At 64.7% G+C, this 18,914-nt stretch carries 16 protein-coding genes and 1 riboswitch; of the genes, 13 read left to right on the plus strand and 3 right to left on the minus strand.

Annotated elements, in window-relative coordinates:
* Positions 1-226: 226 nt before the first annotated feature.
* The gene (locus ACFC3J_RS00625; protein WP_375194279.1) at positions 227-1,354 is read right to left on the minus strand and encodes a hypothetical protein; all 1,128 of its coding nucleotides are present in this window, start codon (positions 1,352-1,354) and stop codon (positions 227-229) included.
* A 122-nt stretch (positions 1,355-1,476) separates the two neighbouring features.
* Positions 1,477-1,554, minus strand: a riboswitch (cyclic di-GMP riboswitch).
* Positions 1,555-2,109: 555 nt separating this feature from the next.
* On the opposite strand from ACFC3J_RS00625, the gene ACFC3J_RS00630 reads away from it, so the two are divergent.
* The 7 genes from ACFC3J_RS00630 (at position 2,110) to ACFC3J_RS00660 (ending at position 12,075) form a co-directional block, all read left to right on the plus strand.
* Positions 2,110-2,862, plus strand: a complete 753-nt coding sequence (locus tag ACFC3J_RS00630; protein ID WP_375194280.1) for an SDR family oxidoreductase — start codon at positions 2,110-2,112, stop codon at positions 2,860-2,862.
* 191 nt (positions 2,863-3,053) lie between these two features.
* Positions 3,054-5,183, plus strand: coding sequence for a TonB-dependent receptor (locus ACFC3J_RS00635; protein WP_375194281.1), 2,130 nt, complete (start codon positions 3,054-3,056; stop codon positions 5,181-5,183).
* 64 nt (positions 5,184-5,247) lie between these two features.
* Positions 5,248-7,233 (plus strand): glycoside hydrolase family 3 protein, encoded by a 1,986-nt coding sequence (locus ACFC3J_RS00640; protein WP_375194282.1) that lies wholly within the window; start codon positions 5,248-5,250, stop codon positions 7,231-7,233.
* 14 nt (positions 7,234-7,247) lie between these two features.
* Positions 7,248-8,927: a thiamine pyrophosphate-binding protein gene (locus ACFC3J_RS00645; RefSeq protein ID WP_375194283.1), complete on the plus strand. Its 1,680-nt coding sequence runs from the start codon at positions 7,248-7,250 to the stop codon at positions 8,925-8,927.
* A gap of 3 nt (positions 8,928-8,930) precedes the next feature.
* A complete protein-coding gene (locus ACFC3J_RS00650) occupies positions 8,931-9,728 on the plus strand; it encodes an aspartate dehydrogenase (RefSeq protein ID WP_375194284.1) in 798 nt (265 codons plus the stop codon).
* 14 nt (positions 9,729-9,742) lie between these two features.
* Positions 9,743-11,215, plus strand: a complete 1,473-nt coding sequence (locus ACFC3J_RS00655) for an aldehyde dehydrogenase (protein ID WP_375194285.1) — start codon at positions 9,743-9,745, stop codon at positions 11,213-11,215.
* A gap of 50 nt (positions 11,216-11,265) precedes the next feature.
* The gene (locus ACFC3J_RS00660; protein ID WP_375194286.1) at positions 11,266-12,075 is read left to right on the plus strand and encodes an IclR family transcriptional regulator; all 810 of its coding nucleotides are present in this window, start codon (positions 11,266-11,268) and stop codon (positions 12,073-12,075) included.
* On the opposite strand, the gene ACFC3J_RS00665 is transcribed toward ACFC3J_RS00660, so the two are convergent.
* Both ACFC3J_RS00665 and ACFC3J_RS00670 read right to left on the minus strand, forming a co-directional pair.
* Positions 12,063-12,881 (minus strand): SIR2 family protein, encoded by an 819-nt coding sequence (locus ACFC3J_RS00665; RefSeq protein ID WP_375194287.1) that lies wholly within the window; start codon positions 12,879-12,881, stop codon positions 12,063-12,065. The genes ACFC3J_RS00660 and ACFC3J_RS00665 overlap by 13 nt on opposite strands.
* Complete coding sequence (locus tag ACFC3J_RS00670; RefSeq protein ID WP_375194288.1) at positions 12,878-14,110, minus strand: MFS transporter; 1,233 nt, start codon at positions 14,108-14,110, stop codon at positions 12,878-12,880. The genes ACFC3J_RS00665 and ACFC3J_RS00670 overlap by 4 nt, the downstream gene beginning before the upstream one ends.
* Before the next feature lie 317 nt (positions 14,111-14,427).
* Between ACFC3J_RS00670 and ACFC3J_RS00675 the strand changes: the two genes are divergently transcribed.
* From ACFC3J_RS00675 to ACFC3J_RS00700, 6 genes are read left to right on the plus strand one after another with little or no spacing between them, the layout of a single operon-like run.
* Positions 14,428-14,760, plus strand: a complete 333-nt coding sequence (locus ACFC3J_RS00675; RefSeq protein ID WP_375194289.1) for a recombinase-like helix-turn-helix domain-containing protein — start codon at positions 14,428-14,430, stop codon at positions 14,758-14,760.
* The gene (locus ACFC3J_RS00680; RefSeq protein WP_375194290.1) at positions 14,753-15,787 is read left to right on the plus strand and encodes a Rieske 2Fe-2S domain-containing protein; all 1,035 of its coding nucleotides are present in this window, start codon (positions 14,753-14,755) and stop codon (positions 15,785-15,787) included. Before ACFC3J_RS00675 ends, ACFC3J_RS00680 begins: the two co-directional genes overlap by 8 nt.
* A complete protein-coding gene (locus tag ACFC3J_RS00685) occupies positions 15,787-16,581 on the plus strand; it encodes an IclR family transcriptional regulator (protein WP_375194291.1) in 795 nt (264 codons plus the stop codon). The genes ACFC3J_RS00680 and ACFC3J_RS00685 overlap by 1 nt, the downstream gene beginning before the upstream one ends.
* Positions 16,578-17,495 carry a VOC family protein gene (locus ACFC3J_RS00690; protein WP_375194292.1) on the plus strand — a complete coding sequence of 306 codons (918 nt, stop codon included), beginning with the start codon at positions 16,578-16,580 and terminating at the stop codon, positions 17,493-17,495. Before ACFC3J_RS00685 ends, ACFC3J_RS00690 begins: the two co-directional genes overlap by 4 nt.
* 30 nt (positions 17,496-17,525) lie before the next feature.
* Positions 17,526-18,083 carry a cupin domain-containing protein gene (locus ACFC3J_RS00695; RefSeq protein ID WP_375194293.1) on the plus strand — a complete coding sequence of 186 codons (558 nt, stop codon included), beginning with the start codon at positions 17,526-17,528 and terminating at the stop codon, positions 18,081-18,083.
* Complete coding sequence (locus ACFC3J_RS00700; protein ID WP_375194294.1) at positions 18,083-18,913, plus strand: alpha/beta fold hydrolase; 831 nt, start codon at positions 18,083-18,085, stop codon at positions 18,911-18,913. Before ACFC3J_RS00695 ends, ACFC3J_RS00700 begins: the two co-directional genes overlap by 1 nt.
* The last annotated feature ends 1 nt before the right edge of the window (position 18,914 follow it).

Consider the following 18,914-nt stretch of genomic DNA (forward strand, 5'->3'; position numbering starts at 1 on the left):
CGCGTCCACGGCGATGGCGCGCTGAATCGGTCCCCCGGCCGGATTTTCGGTGAGATCCGGCGCCGTGGGCTGCTCGCTCTGCTGGATCAGCGGCGGTGACAGTGTCGAAGGCGGCTGCGCGGCCGCGAGCGCCGGCAGCGCGGCGAGGACAAGGAGCATGAAGCGTTCCTGCGAAAAAAGCGGCGAAGCCGGGGCGCGCCACGGTCGGCGCGCCCCGGTCAGTTGTTCAGCGGCTCAGGTTGAGCGCGCCCGTCAGCGTGTTCACCGTGTTGCTGACCGTTCCCGTTACCGGCGCGAGCAGTCCGCCTGGGGCAGCGGTGGCGGCGGCTCCGGCGCCGGCCGTTGCCGTCGTCCCGGCCGTTGCCGTCGTCCCGGCGCTTGCGCCCAGGGGCGAAAGGGCGCTGCCGGTTACGCCCTGCACGGTGGAGGTGACGCCGGTGCCGACCGTCTCCACGGCGGATGTCACGGGAGCGAGAAGGCCCGTGGCGCTGCCCGAGCCAGTGGGGCTGATGCCGTTGGGCAGCAGGTTGGCATTCACCAACGCCGGGTCGCCGCTGCCCAGAAGCTGGTTGCCGCCGAGCGCGACATTCAGCAGATTGTCGGCAATGCCGCCGGTCTGGGAGGTGACGTTGGTCACGCGCACATCGGCTATGCCGTTGACGGTCGCCAGCGCCGTATTGCCGGCGTTGAGCACGCCGAGGCTGGCGAGAGTGCCGGTCGGCTGCGTATTGCCCAGCACGCCGGCGCCGATCGCGCCCGTCGTGCCGTCAAGCCCAGTGGTGACCGTCCGCCCACCGATGTCGATCGAGACGAGATCGCCTACGACGCCCTGCGCGCCCTGAAGGAGGAGGGTTCGCCCGGCGCCTGCATCCACCAGCACGGTGCCGGTATCGTTCAGGACCCGCGTGATCGTGCCGGTGACCGGCTGTGCGACGGGCAGCGCGGTGGCGACGGGGGTTGTCACATTGCCTTGACCGTCGGATACGCCCAGAACGGCATTGCCGGCGGTGGTCAGCACCGGCGAGACCTGCTGGAGGAGGCCCGCCGAGGTCGTTCCGCCAGTGCCGCCGGTGCCGGAACCGCCACCTCCCGTGCCGGAGCCGGTGCCGCCACTGCCCCCCGCTCCGCTGCCGCCGGTCGCGCCGCCGCCGCTGGTCGAACCGCCACCGGTGTCGGTGCCTGATCCGTTGCCCGAGCCGCCGCTGCCGCCACCGGCGCCGGGCGTACCCGATCCGACACTGGCGACGCGCAGGCCGCCGCTGCTCTCGCAGGCGCTCAACAGAAGGGCGAGGGTAGAACAGGCCGACAGGGCCAGCAGACTGCCGCAAGGTGATTTCCGGTCGAACGAAAACACAGGCTTTCTCCTAATTGTTTGGGCGCGCAGGTGCGCGGCAGGAGAGCTGCCCGGCGGCGGCAGGTGGGAAGGTCGCGCTATGATTTTGTAAAATAGGGCGCTTTTCCATCGAACCATGGTCCTTCGGCAGCCCCGCTACCTTGCCACCAAGGCCGGAGGCTTTGCGTCCCGGCGTCACCGCCGGTTTGCTATTATCGGGATCTTCCTGATCCTTCGCCCGTAACGGACGACAGAGAAAAACGTTCAATGGAACCGGTTGGGAATAAAAGAATAATGGTTAAGCCACAATTAGGCGGCGTCGACCAAATATATATGTCCAGACAGCTGAATTTCGATTCAAGCCCGCTGTTTTCAAGCGGCAGGACTGGGGCGATCTGACGGACGAAGAATGAGAAATGATCGCAGGTTTGCTGCCATCGAAGCGTGTCCCGACCATCCCGCCCAAGGCCAGCTGTCCTGAATCCGTTGCCTGCGACTTTCGCCGCCGTAATCGCATCAAGCAGCCTTGCCTGCAAAGATATTTGGAGCGATCCATGGCGGCTGGTCCGACCGGGGTGTGGACATTGAGCTTTCGGTTGTCCGCTCAGGGGGCGCCTCGGTCGCGACAAGGGAGACCTGCGGAACTTTGTCCGATTTCGCATTGCGCGCTCGCAGGTTGCAGCAGGTTCATAACGCGTTCCAACTGCGGGCGCCAGATCCAATAGTTGAAATATGGATCAAAGATTGATATATGAAATATATTCAGGAGTTTTGTGATGTTGGACAAACGAACTATCGTCATTTCGGGCGCTGCCAGAGGGCTGGGCGCAGCCTTCGCGTGGGCCTGCGCCGAAGCAGGCGCGCGGGTGATCCTTGCGGACCTGAACGAGCAGACGGGGCGAGAAACCGAACAGTCGCTGCTGGACGCAGGGCATGATGTTGTTTTCTTCCCGGTCGATGTCGCCGACGTCCAGTCGGTCGACGGCTTGTGCCGGGCGGTTGCAAGCCGCTTTGGAGCCATTGACGGGCTGCTCAATAACGCTGCACTTGCAACCGGCATCGGCGGCAAGGCCTTCGACGAAATCGACATCGAAACCTGGGACCGGGTCATGGCAATCAATGTCCGGGGAACATGGCTGATGACCAAGGGATTTGCGCCGTTGTTGCGGGCCTCTTCAAAGGGCGGCCGCGTCGTCAATCTGGCTTCCGACACGGCGCTTTGGGGCGCGCCGCGACTGCTGCACTATGTGGCCAGCAAGGGTGCGGTCATCAGCATGACCCGGTCTTTGTCGCGCGAACTGGGTGTCGACGGAATTACGGTGAACGCTCTGGCGCCGGGGTTGGTGCGGGTGGAAGCGACCGACTATGTGCCGCAGGAACGCAAGGATCTGTATGTCAGCGGGGCTGCGATCCAGCGTCCGCAAGTGCCGGCGGATACGGTCGGTGCCGCCGTTTTCCTGCTGAGCGATTCGGCCGCCTTCATTTCGGGGCAGATTTTGCCCATCAACGGGGGCTTCATTTCGGCCTGAAATGATCCGGTAAGCTGCTGGGAATGTGAGATAGTTCCTGGCGTCGCCAGGCGAGGCGGCTTCGACCATCAATGAAACCCGATTGACACAGGGCAGCTTTGCAAGCATGCTTCATTTATGAACTATCAGTTCATATATAAATCAACAAAAGGGGTGTGGTAATGATGGTGAAAGGATCGAGCATTCGTTGGATGGGTGGTGTCGCTGTAGCGGCTTTGTTCGCCGCGCCGGCCCACGCGCAGGAGACTGCCGCCGACCAGGGCGGTCTGGGCGAGATCGTCGTGACCGCGCAAAAGCGTCAGGAAAGCTCCCAGAAGACGGCCGCCGCGCTGGAAGTCTATACGCCCGATCAGCTGCGCAAGACCGGTGTGACCGACGTGTCGGGCCTCACCACCGTTTCGCCCAGCCTTAACATCGGTGCCAGCAGCGGCGCGGCCTTCCTGTCGGTGCGTGGCGTCGCCAGCCGCGACTTCACCGAAATCGGTGACTCCGCCATCGCCGTCAGCATCGACGACCAGTATCTTCAGCGTCCGACCGGCATCAATGCCAGCTTTTACGATCTGGAGCGGATCGAAGTGCTGCGCGGCCCGCAGGGCACCCTTTATGGCCGCAACGCGACGGGCGGCGCGGTCAACATCATCTCGAAGAAGCCGGTCGATCATGAAGAGGGCTATGTCGCGATCGACGCGGGAAATTACGACACGATCAACGTGGACGGCGCGGTCAACATGCCCGTCACTGACGGCGTTGCCATGCGCGCATCCTTCGTCAGCCGCTATAATGAGGGATTCCGCGACAATGGTCCCGCCGGGCGTGGCGATAGCACCAATGTAAAGGGCGGCCGCCTTTCCCTTCTGCTGAAGCCGACCGATCGTATGAAGGTGCTGCTGAGCGCCGACTATATGGACATTGGTGGCACCGGCGCCGCCTATGACGGGGTGAAGCTGGTGACGGTCGGCGGCGTCGTCACGACCCGTCCCAAGACCGACGCTTATGACGCGACCCATTTTGACCTCAACACCCGCGGTGTCATGGATACGCAGAATCTGCGCCTGCTGGGTCGTGTCGATTATGATCTGGATTTTGCAACGCTGACCTATATCGGCGGCTTCGTCCGGCAGGATCTGTACAATCGCTGGGATAATGACGGGCAGGTCGACAAGTCATTCATCTATACCCGCGACGAACTGTCGAAGGATGTATCGCACGAACTGCGTATCGCGTCGAATAACAGCCGTGGCCTGATCTGGCAGGCGGGCGTCTATTATTTCAAGGAAGACCTGAAGCTCGCCAACTATTTCGACCTGGCACCGCTGGGCACGTCGATCAACGTGCGTGAATATCATTATGACGTCGACACCAAATCCTATGCCGCCTTCGGTCAGCTGTCCTACGACCTGACCGACAAGCTGCGCGCCTCGGCCGGCATCCGCTATACCAAGGATCAGAAGAGCCGCGTAGGCTACAGCTATGTCGGCAGCCTGACGCAGGATGTCACCGACGGCATTGCGGAGCGCACCTATGGAACCGACGACACCCATGCCTCATGGAAGAAGGTCACCTGGCATGGCGGCCTGGAATATCGCCTGACCAACGCCAACATGCTCTACGCGAAGGTCGACAGCGGCTACAAGTCGGGCGGCTTCAACAATTTCGGCCTTGGCGCCTATGATCCCGAAACGCTGATCGCCTATGAAGTCGGATCGAAGAACCGCTTCTTCAATGACGCCCTGCAATTCAACCTCAGTGGCTTCTACTACGACTATAAGGATCAGCAGGTGTCGCAGCTGGTCGGCGCGAACACCGTCGTCGTGAATGCGGGCAAGTCGCGCATCTGGGGTATCGAGCCGGAATTCATCGTCGCACCGACCCGCGACGACCGCATTGACCTGTCCGTGACCTATCTGAACGCGGAATTCACCGACCTCTGCACGGCGGTCGACGCATCGGGCATGTGCACCACCTCCTATGCCGGGAACACGCTGGTCCAGTCGCCCAAATGGTCGATCAACGGGGGCTACCAGCACAGCTTCCACGTGCTGGGCGGCGAACTGACGGCGCGGGCGCAGACGCAATATCGCTCGATGCAGTGGATGACCTTCCTCAACCGCGCGACCGAGCGGCAGGACGGCTATACCCGCACTGACCTCAGCCTCGAATACAAGCCCGACGGCACCGATCTGTCGATCCAGGCCTATGTCCGCAATCTGGAAAACAGCGTGGTGCTGACCGAGGCCGCTCAGAGCGGTCTCTATGGCGCGATCCGCAGCCAATATGCGCCGCCGCGCACCTATGGCGCGCGCCTGACCTTCCGCTGGTAAGACGGAGATGACGGGGCGCGCCGCTGGGGCGCCCCGTCATCGATGGTCCATCAAGAGGTTCTTCATGACCCGCTTCCTTCGTTCGGCATCCGCCCTCTCCCTTGTGCTCTTCGGGTCGCATATCGAGGCACAAGCGGCGCAACCCGTGCTGCAAAGCCGGGTTGCGCCAATCCTGACGGTGGATGGGCTGACATTCCGGGACCTCAATCGCAACGGCCGCCTCGATCCCTACGAGGACTGGCGGCTGGATGCGCAGGCGCGGGCGGACGACCTTACCGGACGCATGACGGTGGAGGAAAAGGCCGGGCTGATGATGTTCGCGTCGCTGTCGGGCTTTGCCGGTCCGGGTGGCGCCGTGATGGAGGCGCTGGCGCCACCGCCGCCAGGCGTGCTGAAATCGCCGGTCAATGTGGCGGGCGTGCCGGGATTCGACCGGGCGGACAAGCCATCCCCGCGCGCGCTGATCCTGGACAAGCATGTCCGCTGGCTGGCGACCGCGCCAGTAGGGTCGCCTGCGGACGCCGCGCGTTGGTCCAACGGTATTCAGGAACTGGCAGAGCAGGACCGGCTGGGTATTCCGGTTGTCGTTGGTTCCGACCCCATCCATACTACCAACCGTCTGCCGGGCGGCGAGCTGCCCCCGCCGGACCGGGTGAAGCCGGTGTCGAGCTGGCCCGACCAGATCGGTCTTGGCGCGATCGGCGACCCGACGCTGGTGGAGCGCTTTGGCCGCATTTCGGCGGCGGAATCCCGCGCCATGGGTTATCGCGTGGTAATCAATCCCATGGCCGATACCGTGACGGAGCCGCGCTGGAACCGCATTCCCGGCACTTTTGGCGAGGATGCCAATCTCAACGCCCGGCTGATCACCGCGTTCATCAGGGGGACGCAGGGCGAGCGCATCGGCAACGACAGCGTGCTGACGGTGGTGAAGCATTTTCCCGGAGACGGGCCGGTGGGCGGCGGGCTGGACCCGCATAATGTCTATGGCAAGCATTTCCGCTATCCGGCGGGCAAGCAGGAACTGCACCTGAAGCCGTTCGAAGCGGCGATCGCGGCCGGCACGGCGTCGATGATGACCGCCTATGGCGTGCCGGACGGTCTGGACCGGGTCGCCAGCAGCTTTTCGAAGGCGGTTGTGACCGACCTGCTGCGCGGGCGTCTGGGCTATGACGGCATCGTCGTCAGCGACTGGCTCCACGCCATGCCGTGGGGTGTCGAGCATCTGAGCAAGCAGGAACGGCAGGAGCGCATGGTCGCCGCCGGTGTCGACCAGTTCGGCGGGGAGCATGAACCTGGCTATATCGTCGCCTCGGTAAAGGCCGGGCGCACGGCGGAGGCGCGGATCGACCAGTCCGCGCGCCGGATCCTGAAGCCGATGTTCGAGCTGGGCCTTTTTGAAAATCCCTATGTCGACGTCGACCGGGCGGAGCGCATCGTCAAGGCGCCGGAGTTCCTGGCCGCCGCCCAGGAGGCGCAGCGCCGCGCCGTCGTGCTGCTAAAGAATGCGCGCGGCGCGCTGCCGCTGAAGGCTGGCGCCCGGGTGAAGCTGGAAGGGTTCGCCGCCACGCCGGCTGCTTTCGCCGGCCGCACCGTCGCGGACGCGCGGTCGGCCGACGCAATCATCGTTAAGGTCAACGCGCCCTACAGGATCAACAAGACCGGGCAGTCTTTCTTCAAGGGCACGCATGAAGGACCGCTGGTCTATGCCGGGGCCGAAAATGCGGGCGACCTTGCCCTCATCCGCCGCGCCATCGCCAGCAGGAAGCCGGTGATCGTGACGATGAGCATGGAGCGTCCCGCCGTCCTGTCCGAATTTCTGGGGAAGGTCGACGGCATGATCGCGACCTTCGGGTCCGACGACGCGGCGGTGGCTGACATCATTCTGGGCCGATTCAACCCCAGCGGCCGTCTGCCCTTCGATCTTCCCGTCGACGAGGCGTCGGTCGAAACCCAGAAGGAAGATGCGCCGCACGATTTTGCGCGCACGCTTTTCAGGCAAGGCTTCGGCCTTTCCTATTCCCCCATCAACAAGAACAAGAGGCATTAGTCCCCATGCAGAATATGACCGCCGTTATAGACGGTGATCCGGTCGCCAACGCCACCGCGCAGCAGTCCACTGTCGGAGACGTCATCGTCCGGCTGCTGGAACATTGGGGCATCACCCATGCCTTCGGCGTGATCAGCATCCACAATATGCCGATCCTCGATCCGCTGGGCGAAAGGGGCAATATCCGCTTCATCCCCGCGCGCGGCGAAGCGGGCGGGCTGAACATGGCCGACGCCCATGCGCGCGTCACGGGCAATCTGGGCGTCGCCTTCACCAGCACCGGGACGGCGGCGGGCAATGCCGCGGGCGCAATGGTGGAAGCGTTGACCGCCGGATCACCGGTGATGCACATTACCGGGCAGGTGAAGCTGGAGCATCTGGACCTCAACCGTGCCTATATCCATGAAGCGCCCGCGCAGATGGACATGTTGCGCGCGGTGTCGAAGGGTGCCTATCGCATCACCGCGCCGGATCAGCTGGTCGCGACGATGGTCGAGGCGGCGGAAAACGCGCTGTCAGCGCCGACCGGGCCGGTCAGCATCGAGATTCCGTGGGACGTGCAGGGCATGAAGATGGACCTGCCGGCTGAGCTGCCCGGCCTGTCGCCGCGGCGCCCCGCGCCTGCGGAGGCGGAGATCGATGCCCTGTTCGCGAAGCTGAAGGCGGCGCGCCGTCCGTTCCTGATGCTGGGCGGCGGTGCGCGCGGGGCCGAGGCGGAAGCGCGGGCGCTGGCCGATCTGGGTGTCGCTATCGTCACCACGACGCAGGGACGCGGCATCGTTCCTGAAACCCACGCCATGTCGCTGGGTGCGTTCAACTGCACGCCGCAGATCCAGCAACTGTACGACGACTGTGACCTGATGATCGTCGCGGGGTCGCGCCTGCGCGGTAATGAGACGTGGACCTACAAGTTGCGGCTGCCGCGCCCTCTGTCGGTGATCGACGTGGATGCGACCGCCAACGGCCGCACCTATGCAAACGACCAGTTCATCCATGGCGATGTGAAGGCGGTGCTGGCCGGGCTGGTCGCGCGGGCCCAACAAGGGCTGGAGATCGATGCGGCGCTGGCGAGCGACATCGCCACGGCGCGCGACGTGATGCAGGCTGCGCTGCGCGGCGGGCTGGGCGCTTATGACGCGCTGGTCGATGCGCTTCAGGCGCGGATGCCCGCTGACGCGGCATGGGTGCGCGACGTCACCGTGTCCAACAGCACCTGGGGCAACCGCTACCTGCGCGTCGGCCATTCGCGGGCGGGCGTTCATGCGGTGGGCGGCGGTATCGGCCAAGGCCTGCCGATGGGCATCGGGGCGGCGCTGGGCGCGGCGGGCGGCGCGGTCGTCCTGTCGGGCGACGGCGGTCTCAATCTTTGCCTTGGTGAACTGGCGACCATGGCCGAGGAACAGCCCAACATGATCCTCGTGCTGATGAACGATGCGGGCTATGGCGTCATCCGCAACATCCAGGACGTCGATTATGGCGGCCGCAAGCATTTCTCCAACATCCTCGTGCCCAATTTCGGCGGCATCGCGGCATCGCTGGGGCTGCGTCATGAAAAGGTGACGTCGGTCGAGGATTTTGGCGCGGCATTCGACCGGGCGAAGCTGGCCGGCGGCGCTGCCATCGTGGAGGTGGATATGATCGCCATCGGGCCCTACCCCGTCCGCTTTGCCGGTCCGCCCAAGCTGGAGCGCTGATCCATGGCCGAGCGTGAACCCATTCGCATCGCTTTCATCGGGGATGGCGGGATTTCGCGCTCGGTGCGCGAAACGCTGACCGACAGCGGCGTGCCCTTCGTCACCAGCGCGATCCTGTCGCATCAGTTGGATGGAGAAGTCATCGAACAGGGCGTCGACACGCTGGATAAGCTGCTCGACAGCAAACCGGATCTGGTGGTCGAATGTGCCGGGCATGGCGCCATATTGGCCTATGCTATGGACATATTGGCGGCGGGCGTGCCGCTGATGATCGTGTCGATCGGTTCGCTGGCGGACACTGCGCTGCTGGACCGGCTGCGCAAGGCGGCGGAGACCGGCAACAGCCGGATCATCCTGGCAGCGGGCGCGATGGCGGGGATCGACGCGCTGGCTGCGGCGAAGCTGGGCGGCCTCAGCCGGGTGGTATATCGCGGGCGCAAGCCTGCGCTGGCATGGCGCGGGACGCCCGCCGAAGCGCTGATCGACCTGGAATCGCTGGACGCGCCCAGGGTCTTCTATCAGGGCAGCGCGCGCGAGGCCGCGCTCGCCTATCCCAAAAACTCCAATGTCGCGGCAACCATCGCGCTGGCAGGGATCGGTTTCGACCGGACCGAGGTGGAACTGGTCGCCGACCCGACAATCGACAAGAATATCCACGAACTGATGTTCGAGGGCGAAGACGGACGTTTCGAGATCAATATCTGCGGCGCGCCGTCAAAGGCCAATCCCAAGACTTCTGCGCTGACCGCGCACAGCATCGCGCGACTGATCGCGGGCATGGCATCCCCCATCGTTATCTGAACGGACCGAAGCATATGACGGACTTTTCGCAGATCTTCGTTGGCGGCCAGTGGCGCGCGGGCGGCGGAGGCCTCGCCGACAGCATCGACCCGGCCGACGGATCGCTGGTCGCGCGCCATGGCGTGGCGAGCGTCGCGGATGTGGATGAGGCAGTGGCCGCCGGTCATCGAGCCGCAGCCGACGCGGAATGGCGGGGGATGCTTCCGCATGTTCGCGCGCGGTTGCTGCACCGGATCGGTGACGCGATCGAGGCGCAGGCGGAGGAGATCGCGGCGCTGCAAACCGCAGACACCGGCAAGACGCTGGGCGAGACGCGGGCGCTGGCGCTGTCGGCGGCGGGGACGTTCCGCTACACCGCCGCCGCGCTGGAGACGCTGGACGACGCGCTGACGACGCCGCGCGGACCCTTCATGACGATGTCGGTGCATGAACCGATCGGGGTGGTCGGCGCGATCACGCCATGGAATTCCCCTATCGCCAGCGACGCGCAAAAGGTCGCGCCCGCGCTGGCGGCGGGCAATGCCGTCATCCTGAAGCCGGCGGAATGGACTTCTCTGGTGTCCCTCAAATTCGCGCGGATCGTCGAAGCCGCGGGCTTGCCGGCAGGGCTGCTATCGGTGCTGCCCGGCCCGGGAGCGACCGTGGGGGACGCCATCGTGCGGCATCCGGGCGTGGGCAAGATTTCCTTCACCGGCGGTACGGTGACGGGCAAGCGGATCGCGGCCATTGCAGGCGAAAAGCTGATGCCGGTGTCGCTGGAACTGGGCGGCAAGTCGCCGACCATCGTCTTTCCCGACGCCGACATCGACCATGCGATCGCGGGCATCATGTTCGGCATCTTCAGTTCGAGCGGCCAGTCCTGCATCGCCGGGTCGCGCCTGTTCGTGCATCGGTCGATCCATGACGCGTTTCTGGCGCGGCTGGTCGAACGCACGCAGGCACTGCGCGTCGGGCGCGGCACCCAGTCGGGCACGCAGGTCGCGCCGCTGGTCCATTTCGCCCATCGCGATAAGGTCGCCGCCTATGTCGAGGCGGCTCAGGCGGACGGAGCGCGCATAATGTGCGGCGGCTCCGCGCCACGGGGTGCAGGCTATGATGACGGCGCCTATTATCTGCCGACGATCATCGCCGGTGCCGATCATGCCTCCGCCATCTGTCAGGAGGAGGTTTTCGGCCCGGTTCTGGTGGCCATCCCCTTCGATGACGAGGACCATCTTGTCGCGCAGGCCAATGACAGCGTCTATGGCCTTGCCTGCGGCATCTGGACCCGCGACTTCGCCCGCGCCTACGCCCTTGCGCGCCGGATCGCGGCGGGGACGGTGTGGATCAATACCTATAAGCAGTTCAGCATTTCAACCCCGTTCGGTGGGGTCAAGGAAAGTGGCATGGGCCGGGAAAAGGGCCGCGAGGGTATCCGCGCCTATATGCAGCAGAAAAGCCTTTATTGGGGCCTTGATCCCCAACCTTTGCCTTGGGCAAATGGCTGATCTGTTCTAAGAATAAACCTGTTTCATAGTCGAACAGGGAATTTGCAGGAATGGACTCTTCGGGCGCAGCATCGGGACTGGACGAGCGCTATATCGTTCCAGGGCTGCAAAGGGGGTTGCAGATGATGCAGACCTTCACCCGCGACCGGCAGCAGCAGACCGTGGCGGAAATGGCCAAGGCGGTGGGCATCACCCGCTCCACAGCCTTCCGAATTGTCTACACGCTGGAGGCGATGGGATTTCTGCGCCGCCTGCCGGACTCGCACCGCTATCACCTGGGCAGCCGGGTGCTGGAGCTGGGCTACAGCTTTCTGGCGGGCAAGGATCTGATCGAGATCGCCAATCCTGTGCTGAAGCGCCTTCGCGACGACACGCAGGCTTCCTCCCATCTGGCGGTGCGGGAGGGGCGGGACGTCGTCTATGTCGCGCGTTTTCAGGGCAATACCAGCCTGATCAGCGCAATGGCGGTGGGATCGCGCCTGCCCGCCCATGCGACCGCGCCGGGCCGGGTGATGCTGACGGGGCTGCCGCTGTCGGAAGTGGTCGCGCTGTACGAGGATTATGATTTCGAAACCTATACCCCCCAGACGCCCAAGAGCATGGGTGAGCTGGTGGGACTGGTCGAGCAGGACCGCCGCCATGGCAGCGTCGTGAGCTGGGGCTTTTATGAGCCCGATGTGGCGAGCGCTGCGGCGCCGGTCTTCAACGCCAGCGGCAAGATGGAGGCGGCGATCTCGGTCGCCTGCCCGATCAAGACCTATGACCGGGAGACGTTCGAGGGGCGGATCCGGCACAAGGTGGAGGAGGCGGCGCAGGAAATCTCCCGCGCGCTTGGCTACCGGGCCGATCAGGCGGCCTGATCGACCAGCGACTTCAGATTTTCAAGGAAGGTCAGCATGGAGGCCGCCGGATCGGCGGCCTTCTGATGCAGGACGGTGATGCCCCAATGTTCCAGCACTGCGTCCTGCACCGGGTCTTCGCGCGCTGTGAAGACGAAGGAAGCGGGGCGGTCGCGTTCCCGCCCGGAATCGCGCCATGTTTGCCATAATTTGTAGAGCGTCATGCGGATGTTGAGGTCCGACACGCTGTATCCGATGAACAGCAGGGTCCTGCCGAACGTGTCGGCCTTGAACTTGATGTCCAGCGGCGTCTCGGAAATCAATCGCTTGAAATAGTCGGTTTCAGCCAGCACCAGCGATTCATCGTCGTCGAAATCGCCATGGAACTTGACGATCTGGGGCAGGCCGTTGTCGGCATTGACGATGTCGCTGGTGTTGGCGACCTTCACGAATTCGCGCCCCGCCAGCCGATAGGCGGTTTCCAGATTATTGTCGTAATTGGTGGTGTAGATGATCGGGAAGTCGAGGCCGACGATCAGGTCGTGGATCCGCGATTCGCGCACCCGGTCGGCCGACACGCTCCAAGTCCGGTCCATCCAGCTGCGCAGCGGGCCGATGCTGCCATGTTTGAGCCGGTAATATTCGGCCAGCGTCTGATAGGTCCAGGCCGGCTTGTCGGCATGGGGCAGGTCCAGATCGACGCGCATATGGTCAATGAGTTCCGACCAGGACGGCAGGCCGACGCTCATGGAAACGCCTGCCCCGGCGAACAGGATCGCGCGGCGATCCTTGACCGCGCGAGCGAGCTTTTCCATGGTCGATATCATGCGAGCGCTTCCCGACATGCCGCGGTGCGTGCCGGGTAGGGCGACAGGCGGCTGAGCAGCAGGCAGGCCGCCACCATCGCCGCCGCGCCCGCCAGCATCGGCAGCTGGTAACCGCCCGTAAGGTCGCGGCCGAAGCCGAACAGCGGCGGTCCCGCGGAAGCGCCGATCAGGAAGATGGCGAGCAGATCCCCATAGATCGCCCCGAAGCAGCGCTGGCCGAAATAGCGGGAGATGAAGAGCGCGATGACATCGCTTTCAGCGCCGAAGCCGAGGCCGATGGTCAGCGCCACCAGCGTCAGCATAGCCGCAGACCGCGTGTCGCCGACAAGCGTCGCCAATATGAAGCCGGCCGCGGACAGGGCGAAAAAGGCGATTGCGACACGCGGCACGAAGAATCGGTCCGCCAGCGCGCCCACCAGCACCCGGCCGAAAATGGTCGACAGGCCGTAGGTAGAGGCCACCAGCGCGGCCTGCGTCGGGGGCAGGCCCCGGTCCAGCGCCAGCAGGGCGATGTGCGGCACAACGCCGGTCAGCGCCATCGACGCCAGAAGGATCGCGCTGCCCATCAGCCAGTAGCTGCCGGTGCGGCGCGTTTCGGCGAGGGACAGCCCCTCCGTCGCGAAGCCCTGCGCGGCGGGCGCGCTGTTGGGGTGGGAGAAGATCAGGTTGAGCAGCACGGGGATCAGCACCAGCCCCGCCATGCTGGCGAGCGCCGCCGGCCATGGCATGACGGTCAGCAGCTGTCCGACGATCAGCGGCACCAGCGTATAGCCCAGACCCAGACCGGCGGCGGCGATGCCGATCGCCAGGCCGCGTCGTTCCACGAACCAGCCGGTGATCAGCTTGGTATAGCTGATGCTCTGCGTGCCCACCGTCAGCGCCCCCCAGACGAAGGCGAGCGCATAGAGCATCGGCAGCGATCCGCCGACGCGGGCGAGCGCCAGGAAGCCCAGCGCCAACGCCGCCATCGCCGGGAACAGCACGGCCCTGACCCCCAGCCGGTCGATCAATTGGCCCGTATAGGGAGACGCCAGTACGCCTGCGATGTTGAAGAAGGTGAGGCTGAGCATGATGCCGCCGCGACTCCAGCCGAAGCTGTCGGCCAGATGCGGGGCGAATAGGCCAAGCGAACCGAAGATCATCGGCCCGGGACTGAAGGCGAGGCCCACCACCGCGGCCAGCAGGACGCGCCATCCGGGAAAGGCAAGGGAGGATTCAGCGCGACTCACGCGATCATATTCCGGGCCGCAGCTCATATGTCGAGTGTCCACGCAGCCGATCGCGCCGCCGAAACAGCCGTGAATTTACGCGCCCCATGCCGGCCTGCGTCACAGAGGCGATCAATCCCGAACCTTGCCACCATTTCATGCCTCAATGCTTCATATTTAGTTTGCTGTCTTATATCCGAACTATATGCAGCCGCTTGTCAAGCATGTCCTCCTGCCGGCAAGCGTCATTTTTCTGCAAAAATCCGTGTTGACGCTGGGTATCGATGCGGCATAGGATCATTTTTGACACAGCGTTTCATATATAAAGCGAGGGTAGCGTGTCGGATTTCAATCCGTTTCTGATTTTGCCGACCGTCGATCCCAGCAAGGGCGGCGGCCGCTATATCGAAGATCCCAAGGCTGTGGAGAACATCGTCTTCCAGACCCGGGCCGGCGCCCTCACTGATTTCGAGGACCGGTTTGCCGATCAGTTGATGGCTGTGTTCGCGGACGGTCATGAGGAACTCGACGCGGTCGCATCCGCGCTGAACGCGGCGGGCAGCGCGGATGCGCAGGGTGCGGCGTGGACGACCCAAAGCCTGTGCGCGACGCTCGCCATGCTGGGCGGCGCCCTGTTCGCAACCGTGGAAGAAGAGGTGACCCATGGCTAAGGAGCAGATCATCCCATCCGCCGAGCAGCGGCTGAACAGCGGTCTTCGCAACCTATGGTATCCGGTCGCGGCGAGCTGGGCCGTGGCAAAGGCGCCCGTCGGGTTGATCCGGCTGGGCGAGCGGGTGCTGTTGTGGCGAGACGCTGAGGGGCGGGTCCATGCGGTGGACGATCGCTGCCCGCATCGCGGCGCGCGCCTGTCCATGGGCTGGAATCTGGGTGAACGGGTCGCCTGCTGGTATCATGGTGTGGAAGTGAATGGCGCAGGGCAGATGGCCCGCGTGCCCGCGCTTGCAAAATGCGGGATCGAAGGGCGCAAGTTCAATCACAGCTATCCCGTGATCGAAAAGGCGGGCGCGATTTTCCTTTGGTTTGGCGACAGGGATGTGGAACCCACGCCGCTCGTCCTGCCCGAGGAGATCGACAGCGAACAATGGGGACAGGTCCTGTGCACCGCGCACTGGAACTGCAATTACCGCTATGCCGCCGAAAATGTGATGGACCCGATGCATGGCGCCTATCTGCATGCCGTGTCCCACTCCATGGCGGAGGGCGACAAGACCGCGACGATGCAGGCGCGCGCCACCGATCATGGCTTCATCTTCGAAAAGACCAACCAGACGGGTGTGAATTTCGATTGGACCGAATTTGGCGACACCGGCACCCACTGGCAGCGCCTGTCCATTCCCTATCGCAAGTCGGCGGGGCCGGGCGGTTCCTTCAGCATCGTCGGCATGGTCGTGCCGGTCGATGAAACCAGTTGCCGCGTATTCTTCTGGCGCTGCCGCAAGGTGCAGGGCTGGCAGCGCGATGCCTGGCATTTCCTCTATCGCGCACGACTGGAGCGGCTGCACTGGGACGTGCTGGAACAGGACCGGCTGATCCTGGAAGGGATGAAGGACGATGCCCGCGATCATGAGGCGCTATATGCCCATGACGCCGGGCTGGTCCGTCTGCGCCGGCTGATGCAGGCGGAAGCGAAGCGGCAGGTGGAGGCGCTGACCGCCAAAGCCGAAGCGCTGGCCTGATGTCCGTGCCGGGACTTGCGCGGGGCATCGCCCTGTTGCGCCTGTTCCGGCGCGACCGCAGGATGTTGTCCCCCGCCGACATCGCTTCGGAACTGCATCTGCCCCGATCGACCGTCCACCGCCTGCTGGGGGAGCTGATGGAACTGGGGCTGGTGCGGCGTGAGTGCGACGGCCGCTATGTGCTGGACAGCGGCGTGTTGACGCTGGGCTTTGAATATCTGGCCTCGAACGATCTGGTGACGCTGTCCGCGCCCTTGCTGGAGGGACTGCGCGACCGGACCAACTGGTCCACCCATCTGGCGGTGCGGCAGGGGCAGCGCGCCGTCTATCTCAGCCGCTATCCGGCGCGCGCGGCGGTGACGCGCAACGTCGTGGTCGGCACGTCGCTGCCGGCGCATGCCACGGTGATGGGCCGGGTGCTGCTGGCGGACCTGGAACCGGCGGAGTTGCAGGCTCTTTATCCCCGTGGTGTGCCCGCCCACGAGGGCGCGGCCGATGACGGGCCGCCGTCGCTGGCGCAGTTGCAGCAGCGCATCGCCGTCGACCGGGAACGCGGCCACGCGGCGGAGGAGGGGTATTTCGAGAGCGGCGTCGTCGCGATCGCCGCGCCGGTTCGCGACATGTCGCTCAAGACCGTGGCCGCGATCAACGCCATCCATGTCGGCGCGGCGGTGGAGGATATGGCGGCCATGACATCGGCCGTGGTCGAAACCGCCGAAGCCATTTCCAGACTTTTGGGCGCGCCGGGCAGGATGCCGGCGCTGCCCCGTGCCCTTGAAGGAGAAATAGCGTGACGATTACGGGCGTCGACGCCGTGCTGTTCGGTGTCGAGGATGTGGAGGCGGCAGAGCGTTTCCTCAACGACTGGGGTGTTTCGCCCATGGGGATGCAGGACGGCTTCGTCCGGTTCCAGACCCGCGATGGCACGCAGGTCGACGTGGCGCGGCTGGATGATCCGCGCCTACCCCCTGCCATGCAGGAAGGATCCACGTTGCGTCAGGTAATCTGGGGGGTCGAAAAGGCGGCCGATCTGGATGCGCTGGCGGAGCGGCTGGGCGACGATGCGGTGCGGACGGAAGATGGCCTGACCATCGCCGATCCCAACGGACTGTCTCACGCCTTCCGCGTCAGCCGCCGTGTGCCGGTGGTCGCGGACCCACAGGATGTGAACGGTCCTGGCCTCGCCCGCCGCGTCGATGCGCGTTCGCAGATCTACGAGCGCGCCGTCCCCATTTCGGTGGGGCATGTCGTGCTGTTCGTCGACGATCTGGATGCCAGCCTGTCCTTCTTCCTCGACCGGCTGGGCTTCGTGGTCAGCGACAGCTACCCCGGACATGCCGCCTTTCTGCGCGCGCGCACGCCGGGCAGTCATCATGACGCCTTCATTCTGCGTCGCCCCGGCAATCCCGGCCTCAACCATGTCGCCTTCACCGTCAGCAATATTCACGAAGTTTTCGGCGGCGGGCTGGCCATGAGCCGAAAGGGTTGGGAAACCGACATCGGGCCAGGTCGGCATCCGATCTCTTCGGCCTATTTCTGGTATTTCAAGAGTCCGTTCGGCGCTTCGCTCGAATATTATGCCGATGATGATTATTGCACGGAGGCATGGGAACCGCGCGAATATGAACGCCGGCCCGAGTTGTTCGCCGAGTGGGCGATTGCAGGTGGCATAGACGGCAATAGCCGTCGACAGGCCCGTGCCGCCTGACCTTCTTTTCGCGATTGCAGGAGTATCGCCATGACCGACGCCGCGGCCCCCGAACGGCCCAACAGCATCATTCCGGAAGGCAAGACGCTGGAACAGTGGATCGACAGCCGCCTTGCCCGTTATGAAACGCGCAAGCTGGACTGGAACGCACTGAAATTTCAGGCCGATTTTGACCCCAAATACAAACGCGCGCAAATGCGCTATGTCGGCACCGGCGCGACCGGCGTTGCGTCCGACACCAACACTGTCGCGGCCGAGCATTTCACCTTTTCGACCATGGTGCTGCCCGCCGGCTGCGAAGGGCCGCTGCACCTGCATGACGATGTCGAGGAAGTCTTCTTCATCCTTAAGGGCAACAAGGTGAAGCTGATGTTCGAGAGCGAGGGGCAATATTATGAAACCTATGTGCGCGAGCGCGATCTGGTTTCCGTGCCCGCCGGCATTTATCGCGGCCTTGTCAACGAAGGGATTGAAGAGGCGCTGATGATCGTATGTCTGGGTACCAACGTGCCGGAAACGCCGACCTATCCGCCGGATCATCCGCTCTCCCAGATCAAGCGTCCCAAGCCTGCCGCCGTCAAGGGCTGATGACGGCCTATCTGGAGCCGCCGCTGCGCTCCGCCGATCTGGGCGGGCGAGTGCAGGCATGGCGGGAGGCGGGGGAAGGTTCCGCCCTGCCGCTGGTGTTGCTGCACGGCATCGGTTCCAATGCGCGGGCATGGGCGGGGCAGTTCGCGGCCTTCGCGCCGGAACGCCGCGTGGTGGCGTGGAATGCACCGGGCTATGCGGGCAGCGATCCGATCGCGCCCGCATGGCCCGCGCCCGCCGATTATGCCGATGCGCTGGGCGTGCTGCTCGACCATCTGGATGTCGGGCGCTGCGTGCTGGTGGGCCAGTCGCTGGGCGCGGTGATGGCGACGGCCTTTGCCCTGTCGGCGCCGGAGCGGGTGGCGGCGCTGGCGCTGACCAGCCCTGCCAGCGGCTATGGGGTACCGGTGGGCGGGGTCTTGCCGGATGGCGTGGCAAAGCGGATCGCGGATGTGGAGGCGCTCGGCCCGCAGGGTCTGGCCGACGCCCGCTATGCCCGGCTGCTGGCGTCGGGCGCCTGTCAGGAGGCGCATGCCATCGTCCGGCGGGCGATGGCGGAAGTCGTTCCTCACGGCTATGCGCAGGCCGTGCGGCTGCTCGCCGGGGCCGATCTGCCGCAGGCGGTGATGGGACTTCAGGTGCCGGTCATGGTCCTGTGCGGTAGCGCGGACGTCGTGACCCCGCCGGAAAGCTGCGCGCGGATCGCGGCGGGAACGCCGGGCATGCGGTTCGACATCATCGAAGGGGGTGGCCATGCGGTGGCGACCGAGCGGCCGGAGGTCTTCAACCAGTTGTTGCGGCGCTTCATCATGGAGGCGGAAAAAGGATAAT

The sequence above is a fragment of the Sphingobium sp. genome, from assembly GCF_041987595.1.
Taxonomy (GTDB): Bacteria; Pseudomonadota; Alphaproteobacteria; order Sphingomonadales; family Sphingomonadaceae; genus Sphingobium.

Bases quoted from the DNA above. Each gene is read 5' to 3' on its own strand.
- ACFC3J_RS00685 (WP_375194291.1), top strand. From the start codon at position 15,787: ATGTCCGTGCCGGGACTTGCGCGGGGCATCGCCCTGTTGCGCCTGTTC.
- ACFC3J_RS00635 (WP_375194281.1), top strand. From the start codon at position 3,054: ATGGGTGGTGTCGCTGTAGCGGCTTTGTTCGCCGCGCCGGCCCACGCG.
- ACFC3J_RS00660 (WP_375194286.1), top strand. From the start codon at position 11,266: ATGGACTCTTCGGGCGCAGCATCGGGACTGGACGAGCGCTATATCGTT.
- ACFC3J_RS00680 (WP_375194290.1), top strand. From the start codon at position 14,753: ATGGCTAAGGAGCAGATCATCCCATCCGCCGAGCAGCGGCTGAACAGC.
- ACFC3J_RS00645 (WP_375194283.1), top strand. From the start codon at position 7,248: ATGACCGCCGTTATAGACGGTGATCCGGTCGCCAACGCCACCGCGCAG.
- ACFC3J_RS00665 (WP_375194287.1), bottom strand. From the start codon at position 12,881: ATGATATCGACCATGGAAAAGCTCGCTCGCGCGGTCAAGGATCGCCGC.
- ACFC3J_RS00655 (WP_375194285.1), top strand. From the start codon at position 9,743: ATGACGGACTTTTCGCAGATCTTCGTTGGCGGCCAGTGGCGCGCGGGC.
- ACFC3J_RS00630 (WP_375194280.1), top strand. From the start codon at position 2,110: ATGTTGGACAAACGAACTATCGTCATTTCGGGCGCTGCCAGAGGGCTG.
- ACFC3J_RS00695 (WP_375194293.1), top strand. From the start codon at position 17,526: ATGACCGACGCCGCGGCCCCCGAACGGCCCAACAGCATCATTCCGGAA.
- ACFC3J_RS00650 (WP_375194284.1), top strand. From the start codon at position 8,931: ATGGCCGAGCGTGAACCCATTCGCATCGCTTTCATCGGGGATGGCGGG.
- ACFC3J_RS00640 (WP_375194282.1), top strand. From the start codon at position 5,248: ATGACCCGCTTCCTTCGTTCGGCATCCGCCCTCTCCCTTGTGCTCTTC.
- ACFC3J_RS00700 (WP_375194294.1), top strand. From the start codon at position 18,083: ATGACGGCCTATCTGGAGCCGCCGCTGCGCTCCGCCGATCTGGGCGGG.